The organism is Pseudomonas sp. C321 (assembly GCF_055407105.1).
Genome location: NZ_JBUZRB010000004.1, coordinates 54,179 through 80,104 on the forward strand (window position 1 = coordinate 54,179; position 25,926 = coordinate 80,104).

At 60.4% G+C, this 25,926-nt stretch carries 18 protein-coding genes, 1 pseudogene and 1 riboswitch; of the genes and pseudogenes, 10 read left to right on the top strand and 9 right to left on the bottom strand.

Annotated features, from left to right (window positions below; genetic code table 11):
• Positions 1-22 precede the first annotated feature (22 nt).
• On the top strand, positions 23-988 hold the full coding sequence (locus ACZRJ6_RS13060) for an alpha/beta hydrolase (RefSeq protein WP_463968842.1): 966 nt from the start codon (positions 23-25) through the stop codon (positions 986-988).
• A gap of 102 nt (positions 989-1,090) precedes the next feature.
• On the opposite strand, the gene ACZRJ6_RS13065 is transcribed toward ACZRJ6_RS13060, so the two are convergent.
• The 4 genes from ACZRJ6_RS13065 to pvdM all read right to left on the bottom strand — a co-directional run bounded on the left by ACZRJ6_RS13065 (position 1,091) and on the right by pvdM (position 7,824).
• Positions 1,091-3,517 (bottom strand): TonB-dependent siderophore receptor, encoded by a 2,427-nt coding sequence (locus ACZRJ6_RS13065; protein ID WP_463968841.1) that lies wholly within the window; start codon positions 3,515-3,517, stop codon positions 1,091-1,093.
• Positions 3,518-3,780: 263 nt separating this feature from the next.
• The gene (locus ACZRJ6_RS13070; RefSeq protein WP_463968840.1) at positions 3,781-5,430 is read right to left on the bottom strand and encodes a cyclic peptide export ABC transporter; all 1,650 of its coding nucleotides are present in this window, start codon (positions 5,428-5,430) and stop codon (positions 3,781-3,783) included.
• 117 nt (positions 5,431-5,547) lie between these two features.
• Positions 5,548-6,441 carry a dihydropyoverdine dehydrogenase gene (pvdO, locus tag ACZRJ6_RS13075; protein ID WP_463968839.1) on the bottom strand — a complete coding sequence of 298 codons (894 nt, stop codon included), beginning with the start codon at positions 6,439-6,441 and terminating at the stop codon, positions 5,548-5,550.
• A 33-nt stretch (positions 6,442-6,474) separates the two neighbouring features.
• Positions 6,475-7,824 carry a pyoverdine-tailoring dipeptidase-like protein PvdM gene (pvdM, locus tag ACZRJ6_RS13080; RefSeq protein WP_463968838.1) on the bottom strand — a complete coding sequence of 450 codons (1,350 nt, stop codon included), beginning with the start codon at positions 7,822-7,824 and terminating at the stop codon, positions 6,475-6,477.
• Between the two features lie 357 nt (positions 7,825-8,181).
• Here pvdM and pvdP point away from each other — a divergent pair, with 357 nt between their 5' ends.
• A complete protein-coding gene (pvdP, locus tag ACZRJ6_RS13085; RefSeq protein ID WP_463968837.1) occupies positions 8,182-9,807 on the top strand; it encodes a pyoverdine maturation tyrosinase PvdP in 1,626 nt (541 codons plus the stop codon).
• 40 nt (positions 9,808-9,847) lie between these two features.
• Here pvdP and ACZRJ6_RS13090 read toward each other — a convergent pair whose 3' ends face one another.
• From ACZRJ6_RS13090 to ACZRJ6_RS13100, 3 genes are read right to left on the bottom strand one after another with little or no spacing between them, the layout of a single operon-like run.
• A complete protein-coding gene (locus ACZRJ6_RS13090) occupies positions 9,848-11,242 on the bottom strand; it encodes an efflux transporter outer membrane subunit (protein WP_463968836.1) in 1,395 nt (464 codons plus the stop codon).
• 7 nt (positions 11,243-11,249) lie between these two features.
• Entirely contained in the window at positions 11,250-13,223 is a 1,974-nt protein-coding gene (locus tag ACZRJ6_RS13095) for a MacB family efflux pump subunit (RefSeq protein ID WP_463968835.1), read from the bottom strand.
• Positions 13,224-14,396, bottom strand: coding sequence for an efflux RND transporter periplasmic adaptor subunit (locus ACZRJ6_RS13100; RefSeq protein WP_463968834.1), 1,173 nt, complete (start codon positions 14,394-14,396; stop codon positions 13,224-13,226).
• 303 nt (positions 14,397-14,699) lie between these two features.
• Between ACZRJ6_RS13100 and ACZRJ6_RS13105 the strand changes: the two genes are divergently transcribed.
• The 5 genes from ACZRJ6_RS13105 to ACZRJ6_RS13125 all read left to right on the top strand — a co-directional run bounded on the left by ACZRJ6_RS13105 (position 14,700) and on the right by ACZRJ6_RS13125 (position 22,524).
• Positions 14,700-15,179, top strand: a complete 480-nt coding sequence (locus ACZRJ6_RS13105) for a sigma-70 family RNA polymerase sigma factor (RefSeq protein WP_463968890.1) — start codon at positions 14,700-14,702, stop codon at positions 15,177-15,179.
• Positions 15,180-15,304: 125 nt separating this feature from the next.
• Complete coding sequence (locus ACZRJ6_RS13110) at positions 15,305-16,642, top strand: lysine N(6)-hydroxylase/L-ornithine N(5)-oxygenase family protein (RefSeq protein WP_463968833.1); 1,338 nt, start codon at positions 15,305-15,307, stop codon at positions 16,640-16,642.
• 509 nt (positions 16,643-17,151) lie between these two features.
• On the top strand, positions 17,152-17,868 hold the full coding sequence (locus tag ACZRJ6_RS13115) for an MgtC/SapB family protein (protein WP_149413659.1): 717 nt from the start codon (positions 17,152-17,154) through the stop codon (positions 17,866-17,868).
• 389 nt (positions 17,869-18,257) lie between these two features.
• The gene (locus tag ACZRJ6_RS13120) at positions 18,258-18,884 is read left to right on the top strand and encodes a response regulator (RefSeq protein ID WP_133101191.1); all 627 of its coding nucleotides are present in this window, start codon (positions 18,258-18,260) and stop codon (positions 18,882-18,884) included.
• Between the two features lie 43 nt (positions 18,885-18,927).
• Positions 18,928-22,524, top strand: coding sequence for a transporter substrate-binding domain-containing protein (locus ACZRJ6_RS13125; RefSeq protein ID WP_463968832.1), 3,597 nt, complete (start codon positions 18,928-18,930; stop codon positions 22,522-22,524).
• Positions 22,525-22,552: 28 nt separating this feature from the next.
• Here the strand turns inward: ACZRJ6_RS13125 and ACZRJ6_RS13130 are convergent.
• A pseudogene (locus ACZRJ6_RS13130) lies at positions 22,553-22,882 on the bottom strand (ABC transporter substrate-binding protein); the annotation flags it as partial.
• Positions 22,869-23,073: riboswitch (cobalamin riboswitch) on the bottom strand. (Overlaps the previous pseudogene by 14 nt.)
• 119 nt (positions 23,074-23,192) lie before the next feature.
• On the opposite strand from ACZRJ6_RS13130, the gene ACZRJ6_RS13135 reads away from it, so the two are divergent.
• The 3 genes from ACZRJ6_RS13135 to ACZRJ6_RS13145 are packed head-to-tail and all read left to right on the top strand — an operon-like array spanning position 23,193 to position 25,305.
• Positions 23,193-23,750 carry a histidine phosphatase family protein gene (locus ACZRJ6_RS13135; RefSeq protein WP_463968831.1) on the top strand — a complete coding sequence of 186 codons (558 nt, stop codon included), beginning with the start codon at positions 23,193-23,195 and terminating at the stop codon, positions 23,748-23,750.
• Between the two features lie 56 nt (positions 23,751-23,806).
• Positions 23,807-24,562, top strand: a complete 756-nt coding sequence (gene cobF, locus ACZRJ6_RS13140; protein ID WP_463968830.1) for a precorrin-6A synthase (deacetylating) — start codon at positions 23,807-23,809, stop codon at positions 24,560-24,562.
• A gap of 11 nt (positions 24,563-24,573) precedes the next feature.
• Positions 24,574-25,305 (top strand): alpha/beta hydrolase, encoded by a 732-nt coding sequence (locus ACZRJ6_RS13145; protein ID WP_463968829.1) that lies wholly within the window; start codon positions 24,574-24,576, stop codon positions 25,303-25,305.
• Between the two features lie 26 nt (positions 25,306-25,331).
• Here ACZRJ6_RS13145 and ACZRJ6_RS13150 read toward each other — a convergent pair whose 3' ends face one another.
• Complete coding sequence (locus tag ACZRJ6_RS13150; protein ID WP_463968828.1) at positions 25,332-25,898, bottom strand: DcrB/PsbP domain-containing protein; 567 nt, start codon at positions 25,896-25,898, stop codon at positions 25,332-25,334.
• Between the last annotated feature and the right edge of the window lie 28 nt (positions 25,899-25,926).

Below are 25,926 nucleotides of genomic sequence, written 5' to 3' on the forward strand. Positions count from 1 at the left end.
CCGGCACTACAGAGTGCCTTGTATGTCATTGAATCCTGATATTGCTGCCTTTCTTGAACTGGTGGGCAGCGGCCGGGCCACGGGGAAAAACCTGGCCATGCATCAATTGTCGCCGCAGCAGGCTCGCGAACAATTTGACCTGTCGTCGCAAATGATGGACGCCGGCGCCGCCGACCTGGAACAGGTGGACAGCCTCGATATCCTGAGCCGCGACGGCCAGCCACTGCCGGCCCGTCTGTACAGCGCCAGCCGCCTTGATCTTGCCGCGCCGGCCCCGGCGTTGTTGTACTTGCATGGCGGCGGCTATGTGGTGGGCAGCCTCAACTCCCATGATTCGTTGTGCCGGGCCTTGGCCGAAAGTGCCGGCTGCGCGGTGTTGTCGGTGGCGTATCGACTGGCGCCGCAGTGGCGTTTTCCCACGGCGGCCGATGACGCCGAAGATGCCTGGCACTGGCTGGTGGAAGAGGGCACCGGGCTGGGTATCGATACGCAGCGATTGGCGCTGGCTGGCGACAGCGTGGGCGGCAGCCTGGTGGCAGTGTTGGCGGCGCAACTGGCCCGTAATAGTGCGCCGGTTCAGCCGCGTTTGCAGGTGCTGATCTATCCGGTGACGGATGCCAGCCGCAGCACTGCTTCCCTGAAGCGGTATGCCTCCGGGTATTTGCTGGAGAAGGACACTTTGGAGTGGTTCTACGGGTTGTATCAGCGGGAGCTGGCTGACCGTCAGGACCCTCGTTTTTCGCCGCTGTTGGGCGCGGTGCCCGAGGGGCTGGCGCCGACCTTGATGATCCTTGGCGAATGCGATCCCTTGCATGACGAGTGTTTGGCGTACGTGGCGCATTTGCGTGAGGCGGGGACGACGGTGAACGTAACGGTTTACCCCGGCATGACCCATGACTTTTTGCGCATGGGCGCGATCATTGATGAGGCTGAAGAGGCTCAGCAGGAGATTGGAGGGGCTTTGCGCCGGGTGTTTGGTTTGGTTTGATTTTTGGCGGCCGTTTAGCACAAACAAAAAAAGCGCATCAGCCAGGCTGATGCGCTTTTTTCATGGGCGCTCGTTCCACAAGGAACGAGGCCCGAGGATGGATCAGTAGGTGTACTTGAACGATGTCATGAAGTTACGCGGAGCGCCCCAGACGCCACCGGTGGTGGTAGTGGAATACTCTTGGTCGAACACGTTGTTCAGGTTTACCGAGGCCGACAGGTTTTCCGAGATGTCGTAGCGCGCCATCAGGTTGGCGACGGTGTAAGGCTTCTGCTCATTGGTTTTGAGGTCAAAGCCCACTTTGCTCTGCCAGTTGAAACCACCACCGACTGTGACCTTGTCCAGGGGCCCTGTCAGGCGGTAGCTGGTGAATGCCTTGAGGCTGTGACGCGGGATCTGGGTGGCAATCCGCTTGTCATCCTGATCGGTGCTGACGCTATAGGTATAGCCACCCGCCGCTTGCCAACCTTGGGCGAGTTCGCCGTTGAACTCCCATTCCACGCCCTGGGAGGTCGTGCCCTTGGTGGCTTTGTAGGCTTGCGAGCCGGAAGGCGTCGAGTTGGTGCCGTCGTAGACACCCAGGTTGTCCTGCTCCACCTTGAACAAGGCGAGGCTGGTATTGAGCTTGCCGTCGTTGAGGGCCGCCTTGACCCCGGCTTCGTAGCCAGTGCCTTCCAGAGGGTCCAGGTAGGCGCCGCTGACCGACTCCAGGGACTGTGGGTTGAAAATCTTGGTGTAGCTGGCATACACCGACCAGATTTCGCTCAGGTCATACACCAGGCCGGCGTAGGGAATCACGACCCCGGTTTCCGCGCGCTTGTTCTGGCTGACGTCGCCGGAGTAATAGCGGGTTTCATCGTCCTGCTTCCAGTCGATCACCCGGCCGCCGACGATCAGGGTGGTATCGTCGTTGAGGTGAAAGCGCGAGGTCATGTAGGCCGCGTACTGGTTTTCCTTGAAGTTCTGCTCGCCTTGCTTGACGAAGTCCGGCTTGGCGACGTTGCCGTTCCAGTCGTTGATCGGGCCAATGGTCCCGTTGTAGCCGGCAGAGTTGCCGGGGCGTATCCAGCCGCCGTAGTCCGGGGCATCTTCGTTACGGATCTGCGACAGGGTGACGCCAGTAATCAGCTCGTGTTCGCGACCAAACAACTGGAAAGGACCGGTGAGGTACGCGTCGACGGCGTTCTGTACAGGGTTGCCCTTGAACTTGTTCGGCATCACGTAGCCACCCAGGCCGGTGTTCTGGTCGATGCTGCCGGCGAGGAAGACGATCTCCGAGTCGTACTTGTTTTCGTTGCGGCTGTATTCGGCTTTGCCGCTCCAACCGTTATCGAACTGTTGTTCGATGGAGGTGAAGAAGGTGGTCTGTTCGTGATCGTAGTAGGACCAGTCGGCAGAGGTGTTGAAGGCGCGCTTGAGGTCGGTTTTGTTACCGTTGCTGTAGGTCAGCGGGAAGCCGCTGCGCGGAGGCTGGTTGGTGTGTACGGTCAGGTAGCTGAAGCCTGCGGTGAGCAGGGTGCTTTCGCTCAGGTCGAACTCGGTGATGCCGTAGACCAGGTTGCGGTCCTGCTTGAAACGGTCGACCCAGGCGCCCTGGGTCTTGTAGTCCATGACCAGGCGGCCGCGGATGTTACCGGTTTCGGTCAGCGGGCCAGACACGTCGACGCTGGTGCCGTAGCGATCCCAACTGCCGGCTTCACCGCCGATGACCAGTTGCGGGGTAAAAGTGGGGCGTTTGCGGATCATGTTGATGGTCGCGGACGGATCGCCCATGCCGCTGATCAAGCCGGTAGAGCCACGGACCACTTCAATGCGGTCATACATGGCGGTGTTCTGGGTGTAGTTGTCCAGGCGCGAGGAAGTAGGCACACCGTCGATTTCATAGTTGTTGATCTGGAAGCCGCGGGAGTAGTAGGCGTCCGAGTCGGCACCCAGGCCTTCACGCACCACGGTGATGCCCGAGACGGCTTCAAGGGTATCGGTGAGGTTGGTCAGGTGCTGATCCTGGATTCGTTGCTGGGTAATGACCGTGATCGACTGTGGCGTTTCCTTCAGGGGGATATTCAGCCGCGTCGAACTGCTGGACGAGTCCGTGGTGTAGGAACCGGTGCCTTCGGTGGTCGAACCGGGAGCTTTGCCGGAGATGCTGATGGCGTTCAGTTGCAGCGCTGCGTCGGTGCTGGCCGGGGTCAGCGAAATGGTATTACCCGTCTGCGAATAGTTGATGCCGCTGCCCTGCAACAGGGTTTCCAGTGCCTGTGCTGGCTCCAGCGTGCCATTCACCGGTCTGGATTGAAGCCCGATAACCGTGTCCTGCCCGTACAGAATCTGCACGTTGGCTTGCTGACCCAGTGACTGCAAGGCGCTGGACAGCGGTTGTGCAGGGATATTCAACGGCACCGGAGCGGCCTGGGACTGGGTAGTGGCCATGGCCATGCTCAGTACGGCGCTGGACAGCAGGGTCCGCTTGAAGATCGGGCTCCGGGCTTGGGTCGCCAGGACGGGACGGCGCAGGATTGAGGTGTTCATCGCGTGAAGGGGCTCCAGAGAAGTGTGGTCAGAATTTTTGTTAATAAGAATTATTATTAGACGCATCGCGGACGAAAAACCGGATGGAAAGTTCTCCAAAAAAAACAAAGCAGGGGATAAATGTTGAAAGCCGCGGGTGAAGGCGCCGGTATGTTTCTGTGCTGCTGTAAAGACGAACCGGGCCTTCAGCAATTTAGTCGGCACATAAAAAAGCCCCTGGAACACTTGTTTCCAGGGGCTTCGGTCGATCCGCAGGGCTGGGGTCAGGCCACTTCTGCCTCGACCATGACGCGCCCGGATTCCATTCTTACCAGTTGGTCCGCGACGTCGAAGTAACGGTCATCGTGGGAAATGACGATGATGGTCTTGCCCAGGCGCTTGAGGTCCGGCAACAACTCGGTATAGAAAATCCGCCGGAAGGTCGGGTCTTGGTCCGCCGCCCATTCATCGAACACCAGCACCGGGCGCTCTTCCAGCCAGGCGTTGACCAGGGCGAGGCGTTTACGCTGGCCGGTGGACAGGTCGGTGGTGGTGAAATTGCCGTCCTTGACGCTGACCTTGTGGGCGATCTCCAGGCGTTCCAGGTATTTGTTGGCGTCTTCGGGAATCTGCTGGTCACCCTGGACCACGTCATCGAACAGGTAGTAGTCGGCAAACACCGTGGTGAACAGTTGGCGGTAGTCGTCGCGGTTCGCGGCGTCGATGGCCTGGCCGTTGAGACGGATTTCCCCCTGCTGCGGCGCATACAGCCCCAATAGCAACTTGATCAGGGTGGTTTTGCCACAACCGTTTTCACCGACGATGAACACGATATCGCCCTGACGAATGCTCAGGTTGACCGGCCCCAGGCTGAATGGATCGCTGCCCGGTACTTCAGGGAACGCATAACTGACGTTGTTCAGCTCCAGGCTATGCACCGGGCTGGCCTTGTCGCCCTGGTCGTTGAGCAGCAGGTGCGGCTCCGGCGAGGAAAACTGCTCGGACAACTCGGCGATGCGGCGAAAGGCAATCTGCGCACGACTGACAATGGGCAGGGTGCCGATCAGGTGCTCCAGCGGGCCTTTCATGTACAGCAGCACCAGCACGAAACCGCTCATCACGCTTTTATCAGCGCTGGGCCAGAGAGTTTGCAGGGCCAGGGCCAGGCCGATGACCACGAAGAACAGCATCGAGCCGAAGGTCTTGGCGATGACAAAGGTGTTGATCGAGCGCACCTGCGTCTTGCAGATGAAGTCGGCGGTGGACTGGATGCCCGAGACAAACATGCGCTGGCGACGTGGGCGGTGGATGCGCAGTTCCTTGGCGCCTTCGGCGATGGCGTTGTAGTGCTTTTGCAGATCGTCTTCGGCATCCCGCGCCGCCATGAAACCCTTGATTCCCGCGCCTTGTGCCAGGTACTGAACCACGGTGCCGATGACGATGGCCACCACCATCAGCAGGAACATTGGCCACGACAACATCGCCAGATAGCCCATGCAGCCGAGGGTGACCGTCAGGGAAATGGCCAGCGGTGCGAAGGCAAAGGCGAAGTCGCTGATGGTGTCGACGTCGTGGGTCAGCACCGGGATCAACCGGTGGCTGCGATAGCGTTCGATCTGTTCGATGGGCGCCGACAGCACTTTCTCGCCCAGCTCTTTGCGCAGCTTGGCGATGATGTGCTGGCCGACGTAGTTGGTGCCGATGTCCGAGCAGATCGCGCTGATCAAGGCCAGTACGCACAGGCTGACAAACAGTGCCACGACCCCTTGGGTCAGGCCTGTTTGTGAGTGCAGGGCGTTGTTGATCGTTGCCAGCAGCACCGTCACGCTCAGGCCGCCGACCATGCCCAGCGCGATGGACAGGGCAACCACCAGTCGAAAGGGTTTCAGAAGGGTGAACAATTCATGAATTGCACCGCGCTTGGGCTGGGTCATGAGAGGTGAGTTCCTTGGGGATCGAGGCAGATACCCAGTAGAACGTCTGGCCAGGGATTTAATTTAACCGGCCGCCGACTGGTGGCGACCGGTTTTTCCAAAGCCTGCGGGGGCGTTTCAGAGATCGCGCACGACGCGAAAACCGATCCAGTCGCCACGGGTTTGCGGGTAGATGTTGTTGCGGTTGCCGGAGCGAGAAAAGATCGGTGCTTCGCCCCAGTCATTGCCGCGAATCTGCAGGGACTCGCAGCCCGGCTCTACCCAGGCGCTGCCGTCGGTGGGTGCGCCGATGTAGTTGGGATGTTCGCAGTCGGCTACCCACTCGTAGACGTTGCCGTGCATGTCGTACATGCCGAATGCGTTGGGCGGGTAGCTGCCCACGGGTGCGCTGTAGCTGTAGCCATCTGCCGGGCCGTAGGTGTTGGCATGTTTGGCGATGCTGTATTCCTTGCCTTCATCGAACGGGAATGGAAACGGCCCGGTGGAGCCAGCGCGGGCGGCGTATTCGCGCTGGGCCTCGCTGACCAGGTGGTAGCGTTGCCCGGTGGTTTTCGACAGCCAGGTGACGTAGTTCTTCACGTCGTCAAAGTCCATGCACACCGCCGGCTGGCGCGTGCCTTGAGGGTAGCGTGGCTTGCTGGCGATGCATCCGCGGCCGGGACGCTCATCGCCATTGGCGATCTTGACCCCGGTCTGGCGCACATAACTGTTCCACTCGGCAGCGGTGATCTGGAACCGGCTCATGGCGAAGGGCTTGGCGAAGGTCACCTCGTGCATCGGTCCTTCATCGGGCTCGCGGCCGACTTCATCTTCCGGCGTGCCCATGGTGAAGGTGCCGGCCGGCAGCACGACCATTTCCGGGCAATCCTTGCAGTCCTTGAACACCTTGCCCGGTGCAGGGGTGGCGGCCTGGGCGATACCGGGCAGCAGCGCGCCGCACAGCGCAGTCAGGGCCAGGGCTGCCAGTGGTTTAAGACGTTGGCGATGGAGGCTTGGGATATCACTGTTCATGGGAGATCTCGATCAATTGAAAAAGGGCAGGCGTCAACGATTGGCCACTGGCTTGGCGGCTTTCTGCACCTGGTCCCAGACCCGCAGGAAGTTGGCGCCCCACAGCTTGGCGATGTCCGCTTCGGAGTAGCCGCGCTGGATCAACTCGGCGGTCACATTGCGCACCTCGCTGACGTTTTCCCAGCCCTTGACGCCGCCGCCTTCGTTGAAGTCCGAGGCGATGCCGACGTGGTCGATACCGATTTTGCCCACGGTGTAGTCGATAGCGTCGCCCAGGTCCTTGAGGGTGGCCTTGGGTTCTTCTTCGAGAATGGCGTAGAGCCCTTGGGCGTATTGGCCGAACTTCTGTTCGGGCCAGGCCGCAATGATCGGGTCGCCAGGCATCAACGCCATGGCCAGGCTGGGCAGTGGTGGCAGATCAAAGCGGGCGCGCAGGGCGTTGAGCTTGTCCTGAGTAGGCTGGCTGAGGGGTCTCAGATAGGCCGGGAAACCCACCACCTGGACCACGCCGCCACTGTTTTTGATCAGTTGCATTTCCTTGTCGCTGAGATTACGCGGGATGTCCACGGCGGCGCGCGGTGCCGAGTGGGAGGCGACCATCGGTGTGCGGCTCAGGTGTGCGACCTGTTCCAGGGCCTTGGTCGACATTTGTGAAACATCGATAATCACCCCCAGGTCATTGAGGCGATGAACTGCCTGTTTGCCGATGTCCGAGAGCCCGTCGAGAGCGTCCGGCGAGTCATTGAAAAACGGCAGTGGGCGCGATGAGTCCGACCAGGCGTTGTTGCCGATATAGCTGAAGCCGAACATGCGCATGCCCCGCGCCGTCCACAGGTCCAGCAGGTTCAGGTCATTGCCCAGCGGGTAGGCGTTGAGCATGCTGATAAAGACCGCGAACTTGCCTTCGCCATGCAGGCGCCGAAAGTCATCCGGGGTGTAGGCAATACCGACCTGATTGGGGAAGTCGCGGACCATGCCGGAGATGATCTGGTAGCGAACCTCCTGCTGATGGCGCGCTTCTTCGACAAAGCCTTCGGTGGGTTTGTGCGGGGCGTTGGGGCCGTTCCACATTTCCGGCCAGCCGAAGATGGTCAGTGCCGCCCCGGAGAGGCGCCCGCGGTTGGCCTTGGCCAGGTCAAACTGGCCGCTGCCATCCTTGTCGGCTTCATTGCCCGCGGTACCGAAGTCCAGGGGCACGGTGATATGGCTGTCGAAAGACAGCAGCCGATCGTGCAGTTCATCCGCCTGCTTGATTACTTCCAACGGATACCCGGCGTTGCCCTTGAACCAGTAATCCCAGACCAGAAAACCTGCCCCGGCGCCAATGGCCAGGGCCAGCGGCAGGCCGATATATAGAGCCTTTTTCGAACGTGGTTTTGTCATTGCCATCTCAGTCGGTTCGCTGTCGAGGTGCAGGCACAAGGGCCGTTTGCTATCTGGGAAGAACGAGCGGTTGGCTTGGAAATTTAGGCGGGCCGCCAAGGCTAATGCCGATCAGTTAAGCGAACGAGCCCCCCTGTAGGAGCGAGCTTGCTCGCGATGGTCGTTAACGATGACGCGGGTTTCCTGGATGAATGCGGTGCCCTCAGGTTCTTCGCGAGCAAGAACTAGGCGTCCCCCTCGCTCCTACAGTAGTTGGCTTAACTGATCGGCATTAGGCACCAGGGCTGGTAAATTTCCCGTCGATGCAAACGTTCTAGCTTGGATAAAGCCTGCTTCAGGGCTGACACAGGTAGGACAATGACGATTTCTCGACGAGGGTTCATCGCAGGCCTGGCGCTGACGGGCGCCGCAGTGCCCGCAGCCTTTTATGCCCATCGCGAGTTGACGCGTGAAGAGTTCCCGATCACTCCGGGGGAGGCCACGGTGGATCTGGCGGACACCGCCGGCCAGCAATTGGCCGACACCCTGCGTGGCGTCTGGAGCCTTCGTTTGGAAGGGCGCGACGCCGGCCTGAAAGGCCTGCCCGTCAATGGCCTGGAGTTGTTTCTCGATATTGCCCCGCGGGGTCGAGGCTTGCGCGGTTACCTGGACACCGCCGAGCAACTGCGCTCTGACGGTGAGCCGCGTTATCAGGTATTGGGTGATCTGGCGCCGGGCAATGCGGCCCTGCTGTATTGGCGCCTGATTGACCGGGAGTCGCCAGATGGCTCGCCCACCTACGAATTCAAGATGACCCTCGATGAGGTCTGGGCTGAATTTGGCAACGCCGGCAGTGGCACCCTCAGCGGGCAAATCCTTCCACTGGACCGGCCACTGGCCTTGCCCGAGCGGGACAGTCGTTTTATCGCCACCAAGCAACTGTTTCCCGAGGCTCGGGAACGTATCGGCTTGAACTCGACGTTGCTGGCCTGGCTGATTTCACCCGAACACCGCCTGTTTCATCAGCTCTGGCACGCCTCGCGGGACCAGTGGCACAACCTGTCCGAAGACAAGCGCAACGCGTTGCGAGGGATCGGCTGGCAGCCCGGCCCGCGGGACGAAGAGCGCGATGCCCGTGGCCCGCGCAAGGATCGCAACGGCTCGGGGATCGACTTTTTCTTCATGCACCGGCACATGCTCGGCGCGGCGCGCTCGATGCAGGACCTGCCATCCTGGCCGCGCTTCCCCGAGCCCCAGCCCGCCCTTGAGCGTGACCGCCGGGGATTTGCCCGGTATTTCGACAACCACGACGGTTTCGCCTTGCCGCCGACCTGGCTGGCTGCCGATGACAGCGAATACACGCAGTGGGTCAGTGACATCAAGGCGGCCGAGACTTATCACGGCAACTTTCAAGTCTGGGAGTCGCAGTACCGCGACCCGCGTTATTTGGCCCGGTTGACCTTGGGGCAGTTTGGTTCAGAGGTTGAGTTGGGTATGCATGACTGGCTGCACATGCGCTGGGCGTCGGTGCCGCGAGATCCATCCAATGGCGCGCCGGTGCCTTTCGCCCGTGATCCGGCGGACTTTGCCGCGCGTTGGTATACGGCGCAGAACGACTTTCTCGGTGATCCGTTTTCTTCCCATGTAAATCCGGTGTTCTGGCATTTTCATGGCTGGATTGATGATCGGCTTGAGGATTGGTTTCGGGCTCATGAACGGTTTCATCCGGGGGAGGTGAGTCGTCTTGAGCTCAACGGGGTGCAGTGGTTTGCACCGGGACGTTGGGTCGAGGTGGGGGACCCCTGGCTGGGGCCGGTGACTCATGGTTGCAGTACTACGCCGGGGTTGCAGATGGGCAAGTCGGTGGAGATGGACCCGGAGACTATGAAGTTGGCGTTGCGGATTACCTTTGGGGCTGAGGATAAGCTTGAGGATTTGTTTCGCAAGGTGCCCAAACGGCCTTGGTATGCGCGGCATTTGAAGGTTAAGGAACGGGTGCCTTGATGGCTGGGGTGTTGGCTACCAGGCCGCCAATGTTCCACATTCAACCCTCCCGCCACCCCCCGCCCAGCGCCTTATACAACGCAATACTCGCCCCAATCCGCGCCTGGCGCAGTTGCACATTCAGGTCCTGCGCCGCATACAGCGTGCGCTGGGTTTCCAACACGGTAAGCAAGTCTTCAGCCCCCGCCTCATAGCGACTCTGGGCGATCTGGAACGCGGTTTGCGCCTGCGTCAATTCCTCATGCTGCCACTGACGTTGTTCATCCAGGCGACGAATACTGCTCAGGGCTTTTTCCACATCGGCAAAACCATTGATGATCGCCCCGCGATAGGTTTGCAGTAGCTCTTCCTGACGTGCCGTGGCCTTGTCCCGCTCGGCACTGAGGCGTCCGTTATTGAAGATTGGCGCGATCAGCCCGCCTGTGAGGTTGTAGAACGGGCTGCGCAGGATGTCTGAAGCCTGGTTGGCGCCAGACCCCAGGTTCGCGGTCAACGTGACGCTGGGCAGCATGGCTGCGCGCGCGACGATGATGTCGGCCTGGGCAGCGGCCAGTTGCGCTTCGACACTGGCGATGTCCGGGCGGCGGCTGAGCAGGTTGCTGGGAATGCCGGCGGCGATGTTCGCAAAGCGCAGTTCATCGAACGACTGCGGGCTCAGGCGCAGTGCCTGTACTGGTTGGCCGAGCAGGGCGGCCAGGGTGATCAGGGCTTCTTCGGCCCGTTGCTGGACTTCAGGTAATTGTCGTTGTTGGGCCGCCACCAGGCTTTTCTGTTGCGCCAGTTCCAGGCGGGTGGCCGACCCTGCGTCGTGACGAGTCTGTACCAGCTTGAGGACGCTTTGGGCATTGGCCAGGTTCAGCTCGGCAATGCGCTGCTGTTCGCCCAGGGACAGCAGTTGGATATAGGCCGTGGCTACGCCGCTGAGCAGGGTAAGTTCCACGGTCGCCTGGTCGAACTCACTGGCGCGAACCGCTTGTTCGGCGCTGTCCCGCGCCGCCTGTTTGCCACCCCAGAAATCGATTTCGTAAGTGGCGGTCAGGCTCGCATCGAAATAGTCCACCGCCTTGTTGTCGCTGTCAGCATCCAGTTGGCTGTAGCCGTTGCCCCGCAGCAGTTTCTGGCGGTTGGCGTTGAGCCCTCCCTTGAGTTCAGGCAGCAACGGTGCGCCGGCGATGATGGCGCTGGCCTGGGCCTGGCGTACCCGGGCGACCGCACTGGCCAGGTCGTAACTGCCACTGCGGGCCTGCTCGATCAGGTGGTTGAGCTGCGGGCTGGCAAAGGTCGTCCACCATTGCTGGTTGTCCTGCAGGGCGCCGGCTTTGCTTGCCATCTGCCAGGCGGGTGGCGCTTGCAGGCCGCTGTCCGGGCGCGGAGGGGGGCTGGCGCAGGCGGCCAGCAGCAGACTGGCGGCGAGGAGGGTCAGGTGCGCTTTCATAGGGCGATCATTCACTGGTAAGGGCCGTGACGGGGTCGAGCCGGGCAGCTTTTCGGGCGGGCATGAAGCCGAAGATGACTCCGGTGACGAGGGCGCAGGCAAAGGCACCGATAGCCGCCGACAACGAGAAGGCCACTGCGACGCTGCTGAGGATCAGCGCGCCGCCCACCAGCAGCGCCAGGGCGATCCCGGTGACTCCGCCGACCACCGAGAGCATCACCGCTTCGGTCAGGAACTGACGCAGGATGTCCCGTTGACGTGCGCCGGTGGCCATGCGGATGCCGATTTCCCGAGTGCGTTCGCGCACGGTCATCAGCATGATGTTCATCACGCCAATACCGCCCACCAGCAGTGAGATCGCGGCGATGGAACCGAGCATCAGCGACAGGGTGTTCTGGGTCCGGGCTTCGGCCTGGATCATCGCGGCGTTGTTGGTCAGCTCATAGTCGTGCTTGCCGTTGTGCAGGCGCAGCAGCAACTGGTCGATGGCCTGTTCGGCATCGTGCACCTTGCTCGCATCGGCGGCGGCGATCACCACGTATTCGGGGTTGTAGTTGCCGAACAGGCGAATGCTGGCGGCGTTGTAGGGGATGGCAATGCGGTTGTCGCTGTCCTTGTCGCCGGAGCTGGCGCCTTTTTCCGCCAGCACGCCGATCACCTGGAAGGGTACGTTTTCGATCAGGATGTATTGGCCGATGGGGTTGGGAATGTCTTTGAACAACTTGTCGCGAATCTTTTTGCCGATCACTGCCACGGTGGCGCCAGCACGCTCATCGGCTTCGGTGAAGTAACTGCCTTCGACCACTGGCCAATTGAAGATCGTCGGGAAATTGGTGTCGTTGCCACCGACATAGGCGGTGTGGTCGACGTTGCCGAAGCGTATGCCAGCATCGGCGCCATTGACCGGCATGATGCGCTTGACCTGGGGCAGGGCGGCGATGGCGGCGACATCGCTGAGGGTGATCACACCAGGAGGTGTGCGCGGGTTGGGCGCCGACCCGCTGACGTAGAGGATATTGGAGCCAAAGGCGCCCATTTGTGCCATCACCTGGCGCTTGCTGCCTTCGCCCACGGCGAGCATGACCACCACCGAGGCGACGCCGATGATGATCCCCAGCAGGGTCAGCGCGGTACGGAAACGGTTGATCCACATGACTCGCCAGGCGGCCTGCACGGCGTCCAGCAGTTCGGCCTTCCAGGCGCCGTTGTGTTCGGCGCCGTCGGCCAGCCGCTGGCGCAGTTCCACGGCTTGCAAGGCTCCTGGATTGGCGTTGGTGAGTGTTTTACCGGCGGTGTTGGGTGTGTCGCTGATGATCAGGCCGTCGCGGATTTCGATGATGCGCTTGGCCCGCGCCGCCACTTCCCGGTCATGGGTGATCAGGATCACCACATGGCCCTGGCTCGCCAGCTCGTCCAGCAGGCTCATCACCTCGGCACCGCTGTGGCTGTCGAGGGCGCCGGTGGGTTCGTCGGCGAGGATGATGTGGCCGCCGTTCATCAATGCACGGGCAATCGACACCCTTTGTTGCTGGCCGCCGGAAAGCTGGTGGGGGCGGTTTTCGGTGCGTCCGGCCAGCCCCAGGCGAGTAAGCAGGGCGGCGGCGCGGGCGTGGCGCTCGACGGCGGGCGTGCCGGCGTAGATCGCTGGCATCTCGACGTTTTCCTGGGCCGAACCGGACGGGATCAGGTGATAGCCCTGGAACACGAAACCAAAGGCCTCGCGCCGCAGCCAGGCGAGTTCGTCGCTGTCCAACTGGGCAACGTTTTCCCCGGCGAACAGGTACTCGCCCATCGTCGGGCGGTCGAGGCAGCCCAGAATGTTCATTAGGGTGGACTTGCCGGAGCCGGAGGCACCGACGATCGCCACGAATTCGCCCGCGTGGATCGACAGGTCGATGCCCCGCAGCACATCGACTTGCGGTGTATCACCGCCGCCGTAGGATTTGCGAATGTCCTTGAGTTCGATCAGCGGGGTCAACATTCAACCTCCGCTGCCGTCGGCCGGGCCAATGAGCAGGTGATCGCCTTCATTGAGGCCATCGAGGACCTGGACCCGCAGGCGGTCACTGATACCGACCCGTACTTCGCGGTCTTCGATGCGGCCGTCCTGGGTCACAACCCTGGCAATCTGGGTGTCGGCGCGGTTGCTGCCTTGCAAGGCTGCAACCGGAGCCGTCAGTACACCGGTGACCTGGTTGGCGACAAAAAACACTTGGGCGGTCATTTCTGCCATCAGTGCGTTGTCGGCGTTATCCACGTCCAGCAGCACGGTGTAGAGCACCACGCGGCCGCTGCCGCTCTTGCCGGAACTGCTGGGGCTACCGCCGCCCTGGCTGGCTTCGTTGAGGGGCTTGGGCGGTACCGGCAGGATCTGGCGTACGGTGCTGGTCCAGCGCCGATTGCCGCCGCTGAGGGTGGTGAAATAGGCCTGCATGCCGGGTTTGACGTGGCCGATATCAGCTTCCGAGACTTCCGCCCAAACGGTCATCGGCGACAGATTGGCGATGCGCAGGATCAGCGGCGTCTGTTGTTGGGTGTTGAGGGTCTGGCCTTCACGGGCGTCGAGGGCGACCACGGTGCCGGAGATGGGCGCATAGATGCGCGTGTAGCCCAGTTCGGCCTGGTCAACCCGCAGGCTGGCCTGGGCCTGGCTGATCTGGGCCTTGAACATGTCGATGCGGGCCTGTGTGGCGTCCAGTTCGGCGTGGGCCGTTTGTACGTCTTCGTCACGGGTGGCGCCGCCGGCAGCCAGGCGTTGCTGACGCTGGTATTTCTGCCGGGCCAACTGGTTCTGCGCACGTTGCTCCTGCAGTTGGGCTTGCAGGTTGGCGATGGAAAAACGCGTGGCGTCGAGCTTGGCCTGCTGGGTGGAAGGGTCGATCTCCACCAGCAGGTCGCCTTCCTTGACCTGGTCGCCCGCTTCGACATGGATCTTGCGGATCTGCCCGGAGGCCTGTGAGCCCACGTCGACGTAACGCCGCGGTTGCAGGGTGCCGAGCGCGGTAACGCTGCTTTCTATATCGCCCCGCTGCACTTGCAGGGTGGCAAATTTATCCCGTCCTGGGGGGATGAGCTGCCAGGCCGCGAAGGCTGCAACGGGGATCAGGCAAAGTGCTGCAAGCAGGGCGCGACGGGTGTGTCGAGGACGTTTCATGCACGGGTTCCAGCCAGGGAAGATCGGGCCGCGGCTCAAACGGGTAGATTTGAGTGCTGTCGAGAGGGCGACAAGCGCGGGAAGCTGTCAGGTAAACGAGAAATTCGCCCTGAAATTTAGTTGCTTACATATGCGGTTACAGCTCTGGGGAAACAATTTTGACTGTTAGTGCAAGTCTTCTTTAAATCTATATGAGAATTACTATAAATTACGCATGTTCAAACTGCCATCACTGCATTGCATTGACAGTGGTCTTCACGCTTAAAGGGTCATAAGCCGCCATCAATGCGGTCGGGAGTCATGTTGGAAAGCTACTATCGCGAGCTGATATGTTTCCTCAACGCCAAGCTGGGCAACCGTCAGGTGGCCGAGGATGTGGTGCATGACGCCTATGTGCGGGTGCTTGAGCGCGCCAGCGATACACCGATCGAGCAACCCCGCGCCTTCCTTTATCGCACCGCCCTGAACCTGGTGATCGACGGCCATCGGCGCAACGCCCTGCGCCAGGTAGAACCTTTGGAGGTACTGGACAGTGAAGAGCGCTTCTTCAGCCCCTCGCCACAAGTCAGCCTCGACCACCGTCAGCGCCTGGACATGCTCGGCAGCGCCTTGGCCGAGTTGTCCCCGCCGTGCCGCGACAGCTTCCTTTTGCGCAAGCTTGAGGGCTTGTCCCATCTGCAAATCGCCGAACGCCTCAACCTTTCCCGCAGCGTGGTGGAAAAACATATCGTCAACGCCATGAAGCATTGCCGGGTACGGATGCGCGAGTGGGACAGCCACTGAACCGTCGCTGTTAAATTTCTTTTCATTGTCCTCGTTTCCTATCAACACACGACCTGTTGTTCTGCCTACAGGTCTCTGAGGTTTTCCCGCCCCACTGCTCCGGGGCTTATCCAGAGGACACTGGAATGACACAGGCAATTGCATCGCCCGCGGTTCACGACCTGATCGGTATCGGTTTTGGCCCTTCGAACCTGGCGCTGGCCATCGCCCTGCAAGAGCGAGAGAAGGCCCAGGGCAAGCTGGACGTGCTGTTTCTCGACAAGCAGGCCGACTACCGCTGGCACGGCAATACCCTGGTAAGCCAGAGTGAACTGCAGATATCCTTCCTCAAGGACTTGGTCACCCTGCGCAATCCCACCAGCCCCTATTCCTTCGTCAACTACCTCAAGGCTCACGGCCGCTTGGTGGACTTTATCAACCTGGGCACGTTTTACCCGTGCCGCATGGAGTACAACGACTACCTGCGCTGGGTCGCCGGGCAGTTTGGCGAACAAAGCCGCTATGGCGAGGAAGTGCTGGCCATCGAGCCGATCCTGCACCAACAGCAGGTTGAAGCGCTGCGAGTGATCTCCCGTGATGCCCAGGGCGAACAGCTGGTTCGCACCGCTCGCTCGGTGGTGGTCAGTGCCGGCGGTACACCGCGAATTCCCGAGGCGTTCAGGTCGCTCAAGGATGACGGGCGGGTGTTCCATCATTCCCAATACCTGGCGCGTATGGCCCAGCAGCCGTGTGTCGACGGCAAGCCGATGCGCATCGCGATCATCGGCGGCGGGCAGAGCGCGGCCGAGGCCTTTATCGACCTCAATGACAGTTTCCCGTCGGTGCAGGTCGACATGATCCTGCGCGGCTCGGCGTTGAAACCGGCGGATGACAGCCCGTTCGTCAACGAGGTGTTTTCCCCGGAGTTCACCGATCTGGTATTCCAGCAGGCCAGCAGCGAGCGTGAGCGCCTGGTCAATGAGTACCACAACACCAACTATTCAGTGGTGGACCTGGACTTGATCGAGCGGATCTACGGGGTTTTCTATCGCCAAAAAGTCTCTGGCATTGCCCGCCATGCGTTCCGTACCCTCACCACCGTGGAAAAAACCAGCGCTGGGCCTTTGGGTGTCGAGTTGGTGTTGCGTCATAACGCGACTGGGGAAACCAGCCTGAATCACTATGATGCGGTGGTGTTGGCGACCGGGTATGAGCGGCAGATGCATCGCCAGTTGCTGGCGCCGCTTGAGACGTACATGGGTGACTTTGAGGTCAGCCGCGATTACCGGGTGGTGACCGATGAAAGGTGCAGGGCGGGGATCTATATGCAGGGGTTTAGCCAGGCCAGTCATGGCTTGAGTGATACGTTGCTGTCGATATTGCCGATTCGGGCGGATGAGATTGCGGCTTCGTTGTATGAGCATGATCGTAGTCGCGGGCAGGGGCGGTCGATGCGGGATTTGTTGCTCGCGACGGCCAGCTGATAGCGAAAACTGTAGGAACCAGGAGGGCGCCTGGTTCCTGCAGACGTGCTACCTGAACCCTTCCTGAAGAATCTTCTTATTCCCCATACGGAAACTTTCCTACGGTTTACCCTCCAGAAAACGGGGCGTAAGCTTCGCGCGTTTTTATCAATAGCGGAGACCCTCAGTGGGTACTTGTTCGAGTGACAGTTGTCGGCCGGTCTCGGTAACCGGCACATTCTCGGCAAGATAACGCGCATATCCCATGCCGTTGTCTCGCCGAATAAGCGAGCAGCGGCATCCCGGTAGCGGCCATTCCAGGCCTGCACCCCGACGTCCCTCTCATCGACGCTGAACAGTCCGTGACTCATCTCACGGGACTACGGACGCGCCTGTCGTTTGCGACAGGCGGGCCAAGCCTGCCGTGCCCGTGTTCCTGCCGCTGATTCTGTTGGCCTACATGGCGCTGACCCTGGCGGTGAAAGGCTTTTACATCCGCCGGTTTGGCTGGCAATAAATGGAGATTTCTGATGCAAGCCATCAACAACATTAACCTCAATTCCTTGATCGATACTCTGGTCAGTCTCAGCGCCGCGTTCATCCTCGGCGGGCTGATCGGTTTTGAGCGTCAGTACCGCCAGCGCACAGCGGGCCTGCGCACCAACGTGCTGGTGGCGGTGGGGGCGGCAATTTTCGTCGACATGGCCAACCGCCTGGGCGGTGCCGAAGGCGCGGTGCGGGTGGTCGCCTACGTGGTGTCCGGCATCGGCTTTCTTGGCGCTGGGGTCATCATGCGCGAGGAAGGCAATGTGCGTGGGCTCAATACCGCAGCCACGCTGTGGGCCTCGGCGGCCGTGGGGGCTTGCGCCGGTGCCGACCTGATCCTTGAAGCGTTGCTCGGCACGTTGTTTGTACTGGCGGCCAATACCTTGTTGCGGCCGATCGTCAACAATATCAACCGCCAGCCGCTGGATGTGGTGTCTGCCGAGGTCACCAACGTCCTTTACGTGATCGCCCGGCGTACTCAGCAAAAGGCCGTGCTGGCGTTGCTGGAGGCGGAACTGGCGCGCTGTAACTACCCGGCCAGTGATGTCGACGTGCGGCCATTTGGTAGTGATGAGGTGGAAATCGAAGCCACCCTGGCGGTGACGTCGGTAGATGGGGATGAGCTGGATGCGCTGGTAGCGCGCATTTCCACGTCGACACTGGTAGTTCAAGCGTTCTGGAGCCCCAGCACTACCGAGTAGCCTTCGTCCCTCAACCCCACCCAACAGCAGTTTTTTACCATGTCTCGGGGCCACGCGCCCTGCCTCCCACCTGGTGAGTCAGCAACGTTGACTATGTTTTTGTGAGGAGAAGTCCTACAAGCCACTAGGACTTGCCCTTCAGTTGAAGCGTCCCTTCATTGCTAATGTTGCGCCCTTGCACCTAGTCGGAATTGAAGGTGCTGTCTTTTCAAGAACCGGGGCCAGGCGTATCTGAGTTGTTCCTGTTTATACAGCGCCGCTCGTCGGAACTGTGATTTCTCACAGGTAGATAGGCCCCGCGTGATGTGCAAGGGTACTGGCACCTTGATGAAATGATCGAGTCGTCGGTAATGGAATCAATCAGGGTGGTGTCTTCCCAGGGGAGTCGCATGAGCAAAGCGTTAATAGTGGATGATCATCCGTTCATTCGTGCAACCGTTAAGTATCTGTTGAAGCAGGAAGGCTTCGACAAGATTTTTGAGGCGGGCAATGGCGCTGACGCCATGCAGATCGCCAGGGAGGAGCGGCCGGACCTGGTCATCCTCGACTTGGCCATGCCCAAGCTGGGTGGGCTGGAGGTGATCAGCCGGATCAAGGCGCTGGGCCTGCCGTGCAAAATCCTGGTGTTGACCTCCTACCTGGCAGTGTTTTTCTCAACGCGCTGCATGCGTGCTGGTGCGATGGGCTTTGTCGCAAAAACCGGCGAGTTGGATGAGCTGCAAAAAGCCATCAAGGCCGTCATGTCCAACTACAGTTGCTTTCCCAGCCTGCCCACAAGCTCTGTGCGCCGGGATGACTTGCAATCCACCGAGCAACAACTGGTGGCTGCATTGTCGGACCGTGAGTTGACGGTGTTGCAGAAACTGGCCCTTGGCCTGGGCAACAAGGATATCGCTGAGGATATGCTGTTGAGCCACAAGACCATCAGTACCTATAAAACCCGATTGAAGGAGAAACTGCGCATGTCGTCGGTGGTGCACTTGTCCAAGTTCGCTCAGCGCAACCATCTGATCTGAAATGTCAGTTTCCTTGGGCCGGTGGTTCACAGCATTCTTGTTGATGAGCCTGTTATCCACCGCGGGCTTGGCCTTTGGCGAACCACGGTCCCTGCATTTACTGGGGCACTCCTACTTTGACGGTCAGCCGGTGACCCTGGGTGAGTCGCACTGGCGTTGGTTGCGAGAGCGGCGCACGTTGGTGATGGGGGTCTCCGGCCCTGATTATGCGCCGTTTGATTTGACTAACAATAATGGTGACCTAGAGGGCATTACTGCCGATTACGCAGGGCTGATCGCCCAGGCCTTGAACGTCACGGTCCTGGTTCGGTGCTACGACAGTCGCAATGAGGTGATCGCGGCGCTCAAGCGCGGCGAGGTGGACTTTCTGGGATCGGCTAACGGTTATGAGGCGGCGGACCCGCAGCTTGTATTATCGCGTTCGTATGCCAACGACCAACCGACGCTAGTGACGCGCATGGATGACAGCCAGGCCCTGAGCCCCGACTTGGCGGGCAAGCGCTTGGCGATGCTCTATCACTACATGCAACCGGCGGCGGTAGAGGCGTTTTACCCCAACGCTAGGTTGCAACTTTTCCCGTCGACCTTCGAAGCCATTGGCGCTGTTGCGTTCGGCCAGGCGGATGTCTACCTGGGGGATGCGATCAGTACCAATTACCTGATCATTAAAAACCACCTCAATAACGTACGCATGGCCGACTTTTCTACACTGGAGGTCAATCCTTTCGCTTTCGCATTCTCGCGCGACAACACCCGACTGCTAGGCATCGTCAATGCGGCGCTGCAAGTGATCCCGGTCAGCGAGCAAATGGAGATCCTGCGCCGCTGGAGCGCTGGCAATCTCGGTTTCATCGGCAAGGCCCGCCTGCGCCTGAGTGCCAGTGAACAGCGCTGGCTGGACAAGCATCCGCGGGTAAAGGTGGCGGTGCTCGACGAGTTTGTGCCGATTTCATTTTTCAACGAACAGGGCCAGTTTCAGGGCTTGAGTGCGGAGGTCCTGGCCCAGGTCAGCTTGCGTACCGGGCTGAAGTTCGATGTGGTGCGCGGCGGCTCGCTTCCCTGGCAAGTTGATCAGGTCAACGCTGGCGCTGTCGAGATGATGGGGGTTATCACCCCCAGCATGGAGCGCGAAGAGAAGATACGTTTTACCCGCCCGTACCTGACCAACCCCTTCGTACTGGTCAGTCGCAGCGGCACAGGCAATCCGCTCACACTGGAGGACATGCCGGGCAAGCGCCTTGCGATGATTGGTGGCAATGTCCTGCGTGAAAGAATTACCCAGGATTATCCCGGCATAAAGTTCGTGGAGGTGCAGAGCCCCGTGCAGGCCATGGAGCTGGTGGCCAGCGGCGAGGCTGATGCGGCGCTCAACTCGCTGATCAGCGCCCGCTACGTAATTGCCCGTCAGTACCGTGACCGTTTGCGCGTGACCAGCACGGTTGGCTCGCAGCCTGCCCGTATCACTTTTGGGGTCAACCGCAGCCAACTGGAGCTGTACTCGATCCTTGACAAGGCGCTATTGAGCATTACGCCTCAGGAAATGGATGAGTTTACCAATCGCTGGCGCACTGAAGTAGTCATCGAAGACGGCTACTGGTCACAGCACCGTAATACGATCATCCAGGTTTTTTCCCTGGCTGCACTGCTCTTGCTGGTGACGTTGGGCTGGGTGATCTACCTGCGCAGCCTGATTCGCAAGCGAGCCCAGGCCGAGCGAGCCCTGAGTGATCAGATGCGTTTTATGAGCGTACTGATCGACGGCACCCCGCATCCGATTTATGTTCGTGATCGCCTGGGGCGGCTGATGGCCTGTAACAGCGCTTACCTTGAGGTGTTCGGCTTCAAGCTTGAAAACGTGATCGGCAAAACGGTAGTTGAGACCGATACGGGCAACCCGCCCCAGGCCCAGTCCTATCATGAGGACTACCTGCGGCTGATGGAGCAGGGAGAGCCGCAGATACACGACCGTGTACTCAAGGCTCCAGGCGGCGCGACCTTGACCATTTACCACTGGATGCTGCCGTACCGTGACGGTGACGAAAAGGTGGTGGGCATGATTGCTGGCTGGGTGGATGTCAGCGAACGTCAGCGTTTGCTGGGGCAATTGCAGGAGGCCATGGAAGGCGCCGATGCCGCCAACCGGGCCAAGACCACCTTCCTGGCAACCATGAGCCACGAGATTCGCACTCCCATGAATGCGGTTATTGGCATGATCGAACTGGCCCTGAAAAACGCCGAACAGGGCCGGGTAGACCGCGATGCCCTGGAAGTGGCGTCCGATGCGTCGAGGGGCATGTTGGAGTTGATCGGCGATATTCTCGACATTGCACGCATCGAATCCGGGCACCTGTCCTTGACCCTGGAGCCCTCGAACTTGCATGAATTGCTGAAATCAACGGCGCGGATTTTCGAGGGCCTGGCGCGGGCCAAAGGCTTGTCGCTGCAGGTGGAGCTAGATCCGCTGATTGATCGTCCTGTGCTGATTGACCCGCAGCGTTTCAAACAGGTGGTATCCAACCTCTTGAGCAACGCCATCAAGTTCACCAGCAGCGGCCAGGTTCGGCTCAGTGCCCAGGGGGCGCCGGCCGTTGCCAGCGGTTACTTGAGTCTGAAGTTATGGGTGGAGGACACGGGGATTGGCATCAGCGCCGACGACCAGGCGCGGCTGTTCAACCCCTTTGTTCAGGGCCGCAACACCGAGCAGGCGGCCCGCAGCGGTTCTGGCCTGGGACTGGTGATCAGCCGCAGCCTGTGCGAGATGATGGGCGGTCAACTACAACTGAGCAGTGTCGTTGGGCAGGGCACGCGGGTCGACGTGACGTTATCGTTGGCAGCTACTGTTTCACCGCCCACCCCGGCGGTATCGGCTACCCCGCAAACATCTGCGGCCCATGTATTGAATATTCTGGTGGTGGACGACTATCCCGCCAACCGCTTGCTGCTCGCCCGACAACTGAGCTTTCTCGGGCATCGGATCAGTACCGCCGAGGACGGTATTCAGGGCCTTGAGCGCTGGCAAGAGGAGTGCTTTGATGGCGTCATCACCGATTGCAACATGCCGTTTAAAAATGGCTACGAGTTGGCGCGGGATATTCGCAGGCAAGAGCAGGCCAAAGGCCTGGCCCCCTGTTTGTTATTGGGCTTTACCGCCAACGCTCAGCCTGAGGAAGTGGACCTGTGCCTGCAGGCCGGAATGGACGGTTGCCTGTTTAAACCTTCCGGCCTTGAGGACCTGCGCGCGGCGCTGGCTTCACGTACCGGGATGCCCTCGATTGCCGAGCCCTTTGAGCCCGAGCCGCTAGCGAATATTGATTTGAGCCACCTGGTAAAGTTGACAGGCGCTGACACCCAGGCGCTTAAAGAGCTGCTGGCCCCATTGCTCGACAGTTTGCAGGTGGACCACGGGTTACTGCCGCAACTGCTGCGCACGCAGGATTTCCCCAGGTTGCATGACCTGGCCCACAGGGCCAAGGGCGGTGCTCGTATGGTCAACGCGCAGGTATTGACGCGCTGCTGTGAGGTATTGGAGAAGGCCTGTGAACAGCAGGATCGTGAGGCACTGGCGCCTGCGGTTGAAGGTGTATCTGAGGCTATCGACCACCTGCTTCACACGCTATTGACCTATTGCAATCAGCATTGACTGGTATGCGAACCTGGTTTTCAGTCGTTCAGAGAGTTGGGGATAACTCCTGGCGCATGTCCCTGAACTGCCGCGCCAGTCCCAGCACCACATTGGCGCTGCCAACCGTGGGTACCAGGTGGGTAAACGGGATATCGATCATGCGGTTTTCCCGAACCGCCCGCAGGCGCGACAACACTGGGTCTGTGGTCAGCAATTGGCGCTTGCGGCTGGCGGCGGCCAACAGGGTCGTGACGAAACTGCGCCGGCTTTCGCTGTCCAGGCCGTTGACTTCGCTGTCCAGGTAGAACACTGATAACGGTTTGCCAGGCTCGATCAACGCCTGGGCGCTGGCCAGGTCGGCGTCCATGGAGATACTCCAGGCCGGTCTCCGGGCTCACGCGTCTGGAGCCCTTCACCTTCCCATGGCGGTTTGGCCACAGTGGTGTGTCGAAGAGGTCACGCGTATACCGTTGCGGGGGCAGCACCGGACTTGCTCGGATGAGCGTACCGGTTTCCCGTTTCACCCCATGCACGGCGGCATGAGGCACCTGAAACAGGGCAGCATCTGAACATTCGCAAGTCCGCTCGTCAACTTGGCGGGGAAATTTCCGAACAATTGGCTTGTCAGGCAAGGGGCTGGCGCAGTATTGACTGCACACGTGATTCCCACACCAGAGGAGAAGGGGATGCAGGCCACACGTTTGACCCTTGTTTGCCACGCCACGACGCCGTATCAGAAACGCGGTCAATTCCCTATCGACCAGTCTCTGGAGATGGATTGGCGGCAGGTGCCGTTATCGCTGGCCGGGCGTTTCAAGAAAAACCTGCGCCTGCTCTGTGGTCCTGAAGCCCGAACCCGGCAAACGGCAACGTTGTTCGGCAACGGCGCAAAGGTCGATGAAGCCTTGCGCGATGGTGATTTCGGCAGTTGGCAGGGCCAGGATATCGACGAGGTCGACCGCGACGAGTTGATGACCTGGCTTACCGACAGCACCAGCGCCCCTCATGGTGGCGAATCGGTGCAACAGGTCTGCAAGCGGGTAGGGCAGTGGATGCAAACCCTCGAAGCTAATCCAGGACACGTGGTGGCGGTGACCCATCCCTTCATCATCCGTGCTGCCTTGCTGCACGTCATGCAATGTCCGGTCGCGATGTTCAATCTGATCGACGTGGAGCCGCTGTCATCCACCGAGCTGCGTTTCAACGGTGTCTGGCGCCTGCGCCTGGAAACTCACGCCTCGTAGCCGGAACATGGCAAAATCGCCGCCCCGTATTGAGAACACCTCATGAAGACTTTCCCATGAAGAGCATCCTGATCATCGGCATTGGCGCCGGCAACCCCGACTACATCACCATGCAGGCGGTCAAGGCGCTCAACCGCACCGACGTGTTTTTCCTGATGGACAAGGGCCAGAGCAAGGACAAGCTGATCGACCTGCGTCGGGAAATCTGCGAGACCTATATCACCGATCACGACTACCGCTTTGTCGAGGCTGATTGCCCCGAGCGAGTGCGCGGTGAAATCGACTACACCACCGCTGTGCAGGACCTGAATCGCGATAAGCAGCAGACCTTTGAGCGGGTGATCAACGAACAAATGGCCGACGGTGAAGTGGGCGCATTCCTGGCGTGGGGCGACCCGGCGCTGTACGACAGCACCATCCGCATCCTCCAGGCAATCCTCGCCACTGGCCGCTGTGAATTCGAGTTCGAAGTCATCCCCGGCATCACCAGCGTCCAGGCCCTGGCGGCCCAGCACAAAGTGCCGCTGAACCGCATCGGCCGGTCCATCGAGATCACCACAGGTCGCCGGTTGGCGGCGGGGCAGGTCAGTGACGCCGATACGTTGGTGGTGATGCTCGATGCAGAGGACTCCTACCGCACCGTGGCGGACAAGGACGTGGATATCTATTGGGGCGCCTACCTCGGTACGCCGGACGAGATCCTCATCAGCGGCAAGGTGGCTGAGGTTGCCGATGAGATTGAGCGTGTGCGCAAGGCGGCGCGCCAGGCCAACGGCTGGATCATGGACACTTATTTGCTGCGCAAGCCTTGAGGTTGATCCCCATGTTCAAACTGATCGTCTTGGCGCTGACGTTGTGTGCGGGTGTCGCCCACGCCCAATCTGCCCTGCACACGGATTTGCCGCTGTCGTACCTGGAGCAGACTCAAAGTGATTCACGCAACCAGCCCCTGGTGATTTTTCTCCATGGGTTTGGCAGCAATGAGCAGGACCTTTTCGGTCTCAGGGATGAACTGCCGTCGACCTGGAGCTACCTGTCAGTTCGAGCACCGGGAACGGTGGATGAGGATGGCTATCGCTGGTTTCGCAAGACGCCCGGCAATGGCGACTACGATGGCGAGACCGTCGATTTGCAGAGCAGCGCACGGCTGATCGAGGACTTTGTCGCCCAGGCCACGGCCAAGTATCACACCCAGAGCGACCGAGTATTCCTGGTGGGGTTCAGCCAGGGAGCGATCATGTCGTACGAGGTGGGCTTACGGCAGCCGCAAATGCTGCGGGGGATCGCGGCGTTGAGTGGCAGCGTGTTGCCGGTGCTCAAGGCTCAGCTCAAGACTCAGTTCAAGCCGGATGAGCAACTGGGCAAGCTGGCGATTTTTATCGGCCATGGCACGTTGGACCAAGCGTTGCCGTATGCCTCGGCCACGCGGGCCAATGAGGTGTTGTCGGGCCTGGGGCTGAAACCGGAGTTTCATGGTTATCCGGGCATGACCCATACCATCAGTAATGCCGAAGTGCAGGACCTGAAGAACTGGCTCCAAAAGAGCCTGCCCTAAACAAAGCAATAGCCGTGGAAATCGGCTTACTTGCCGCCCGTAATCTGCTTCACCAACACGCCATGTCCCTTGGCATCATCGGCCCGGGAAATCGCCTGGATTACCAGCAGGTGATTGCCGGAGCCGGCGAAGAATGTCGAGGTCAGGGTCTTGCCGCCCCCCATGGTCGCCGTGCTGTCAACCTGACGCATGCCCAAGCCCTTGAGGACCAGCTTTATTTCGCCCAGTTTCTTGAAGTCTGGCAGGGTGGCGCTTTGCTCCTTGACGAATCCAGTCACCGCGCCGTCGAGAAATTGCGGGTCGTTGTCCTTGATGGTGATGCCGTCATTACGCAGGGTCTCGGCCACGATCACCACGCTTTTGCCCGCCTGGTTGGTGTACATCGTGCCGCTGGCGCCCGCGGTGCCGTGGGCTTCATCGCCGGCCGGCAGTGCATCGGCGGTGTAGGCCTTGGGCAGGCCGAAGGTGAATTTGCCGTCCAGGGTGGAGATGGTCTGGCCGGCTGGCTTGTCGGCGGCGAACACTTGGCAGGCGCCCAAGCTTGCGGTCAGCGCGAGCGCCAAGAAGGCTGCGGTCTTGGTGAGGGTGGCCATGAAGCTCTCCAGGAAAGAACGAAGTTGC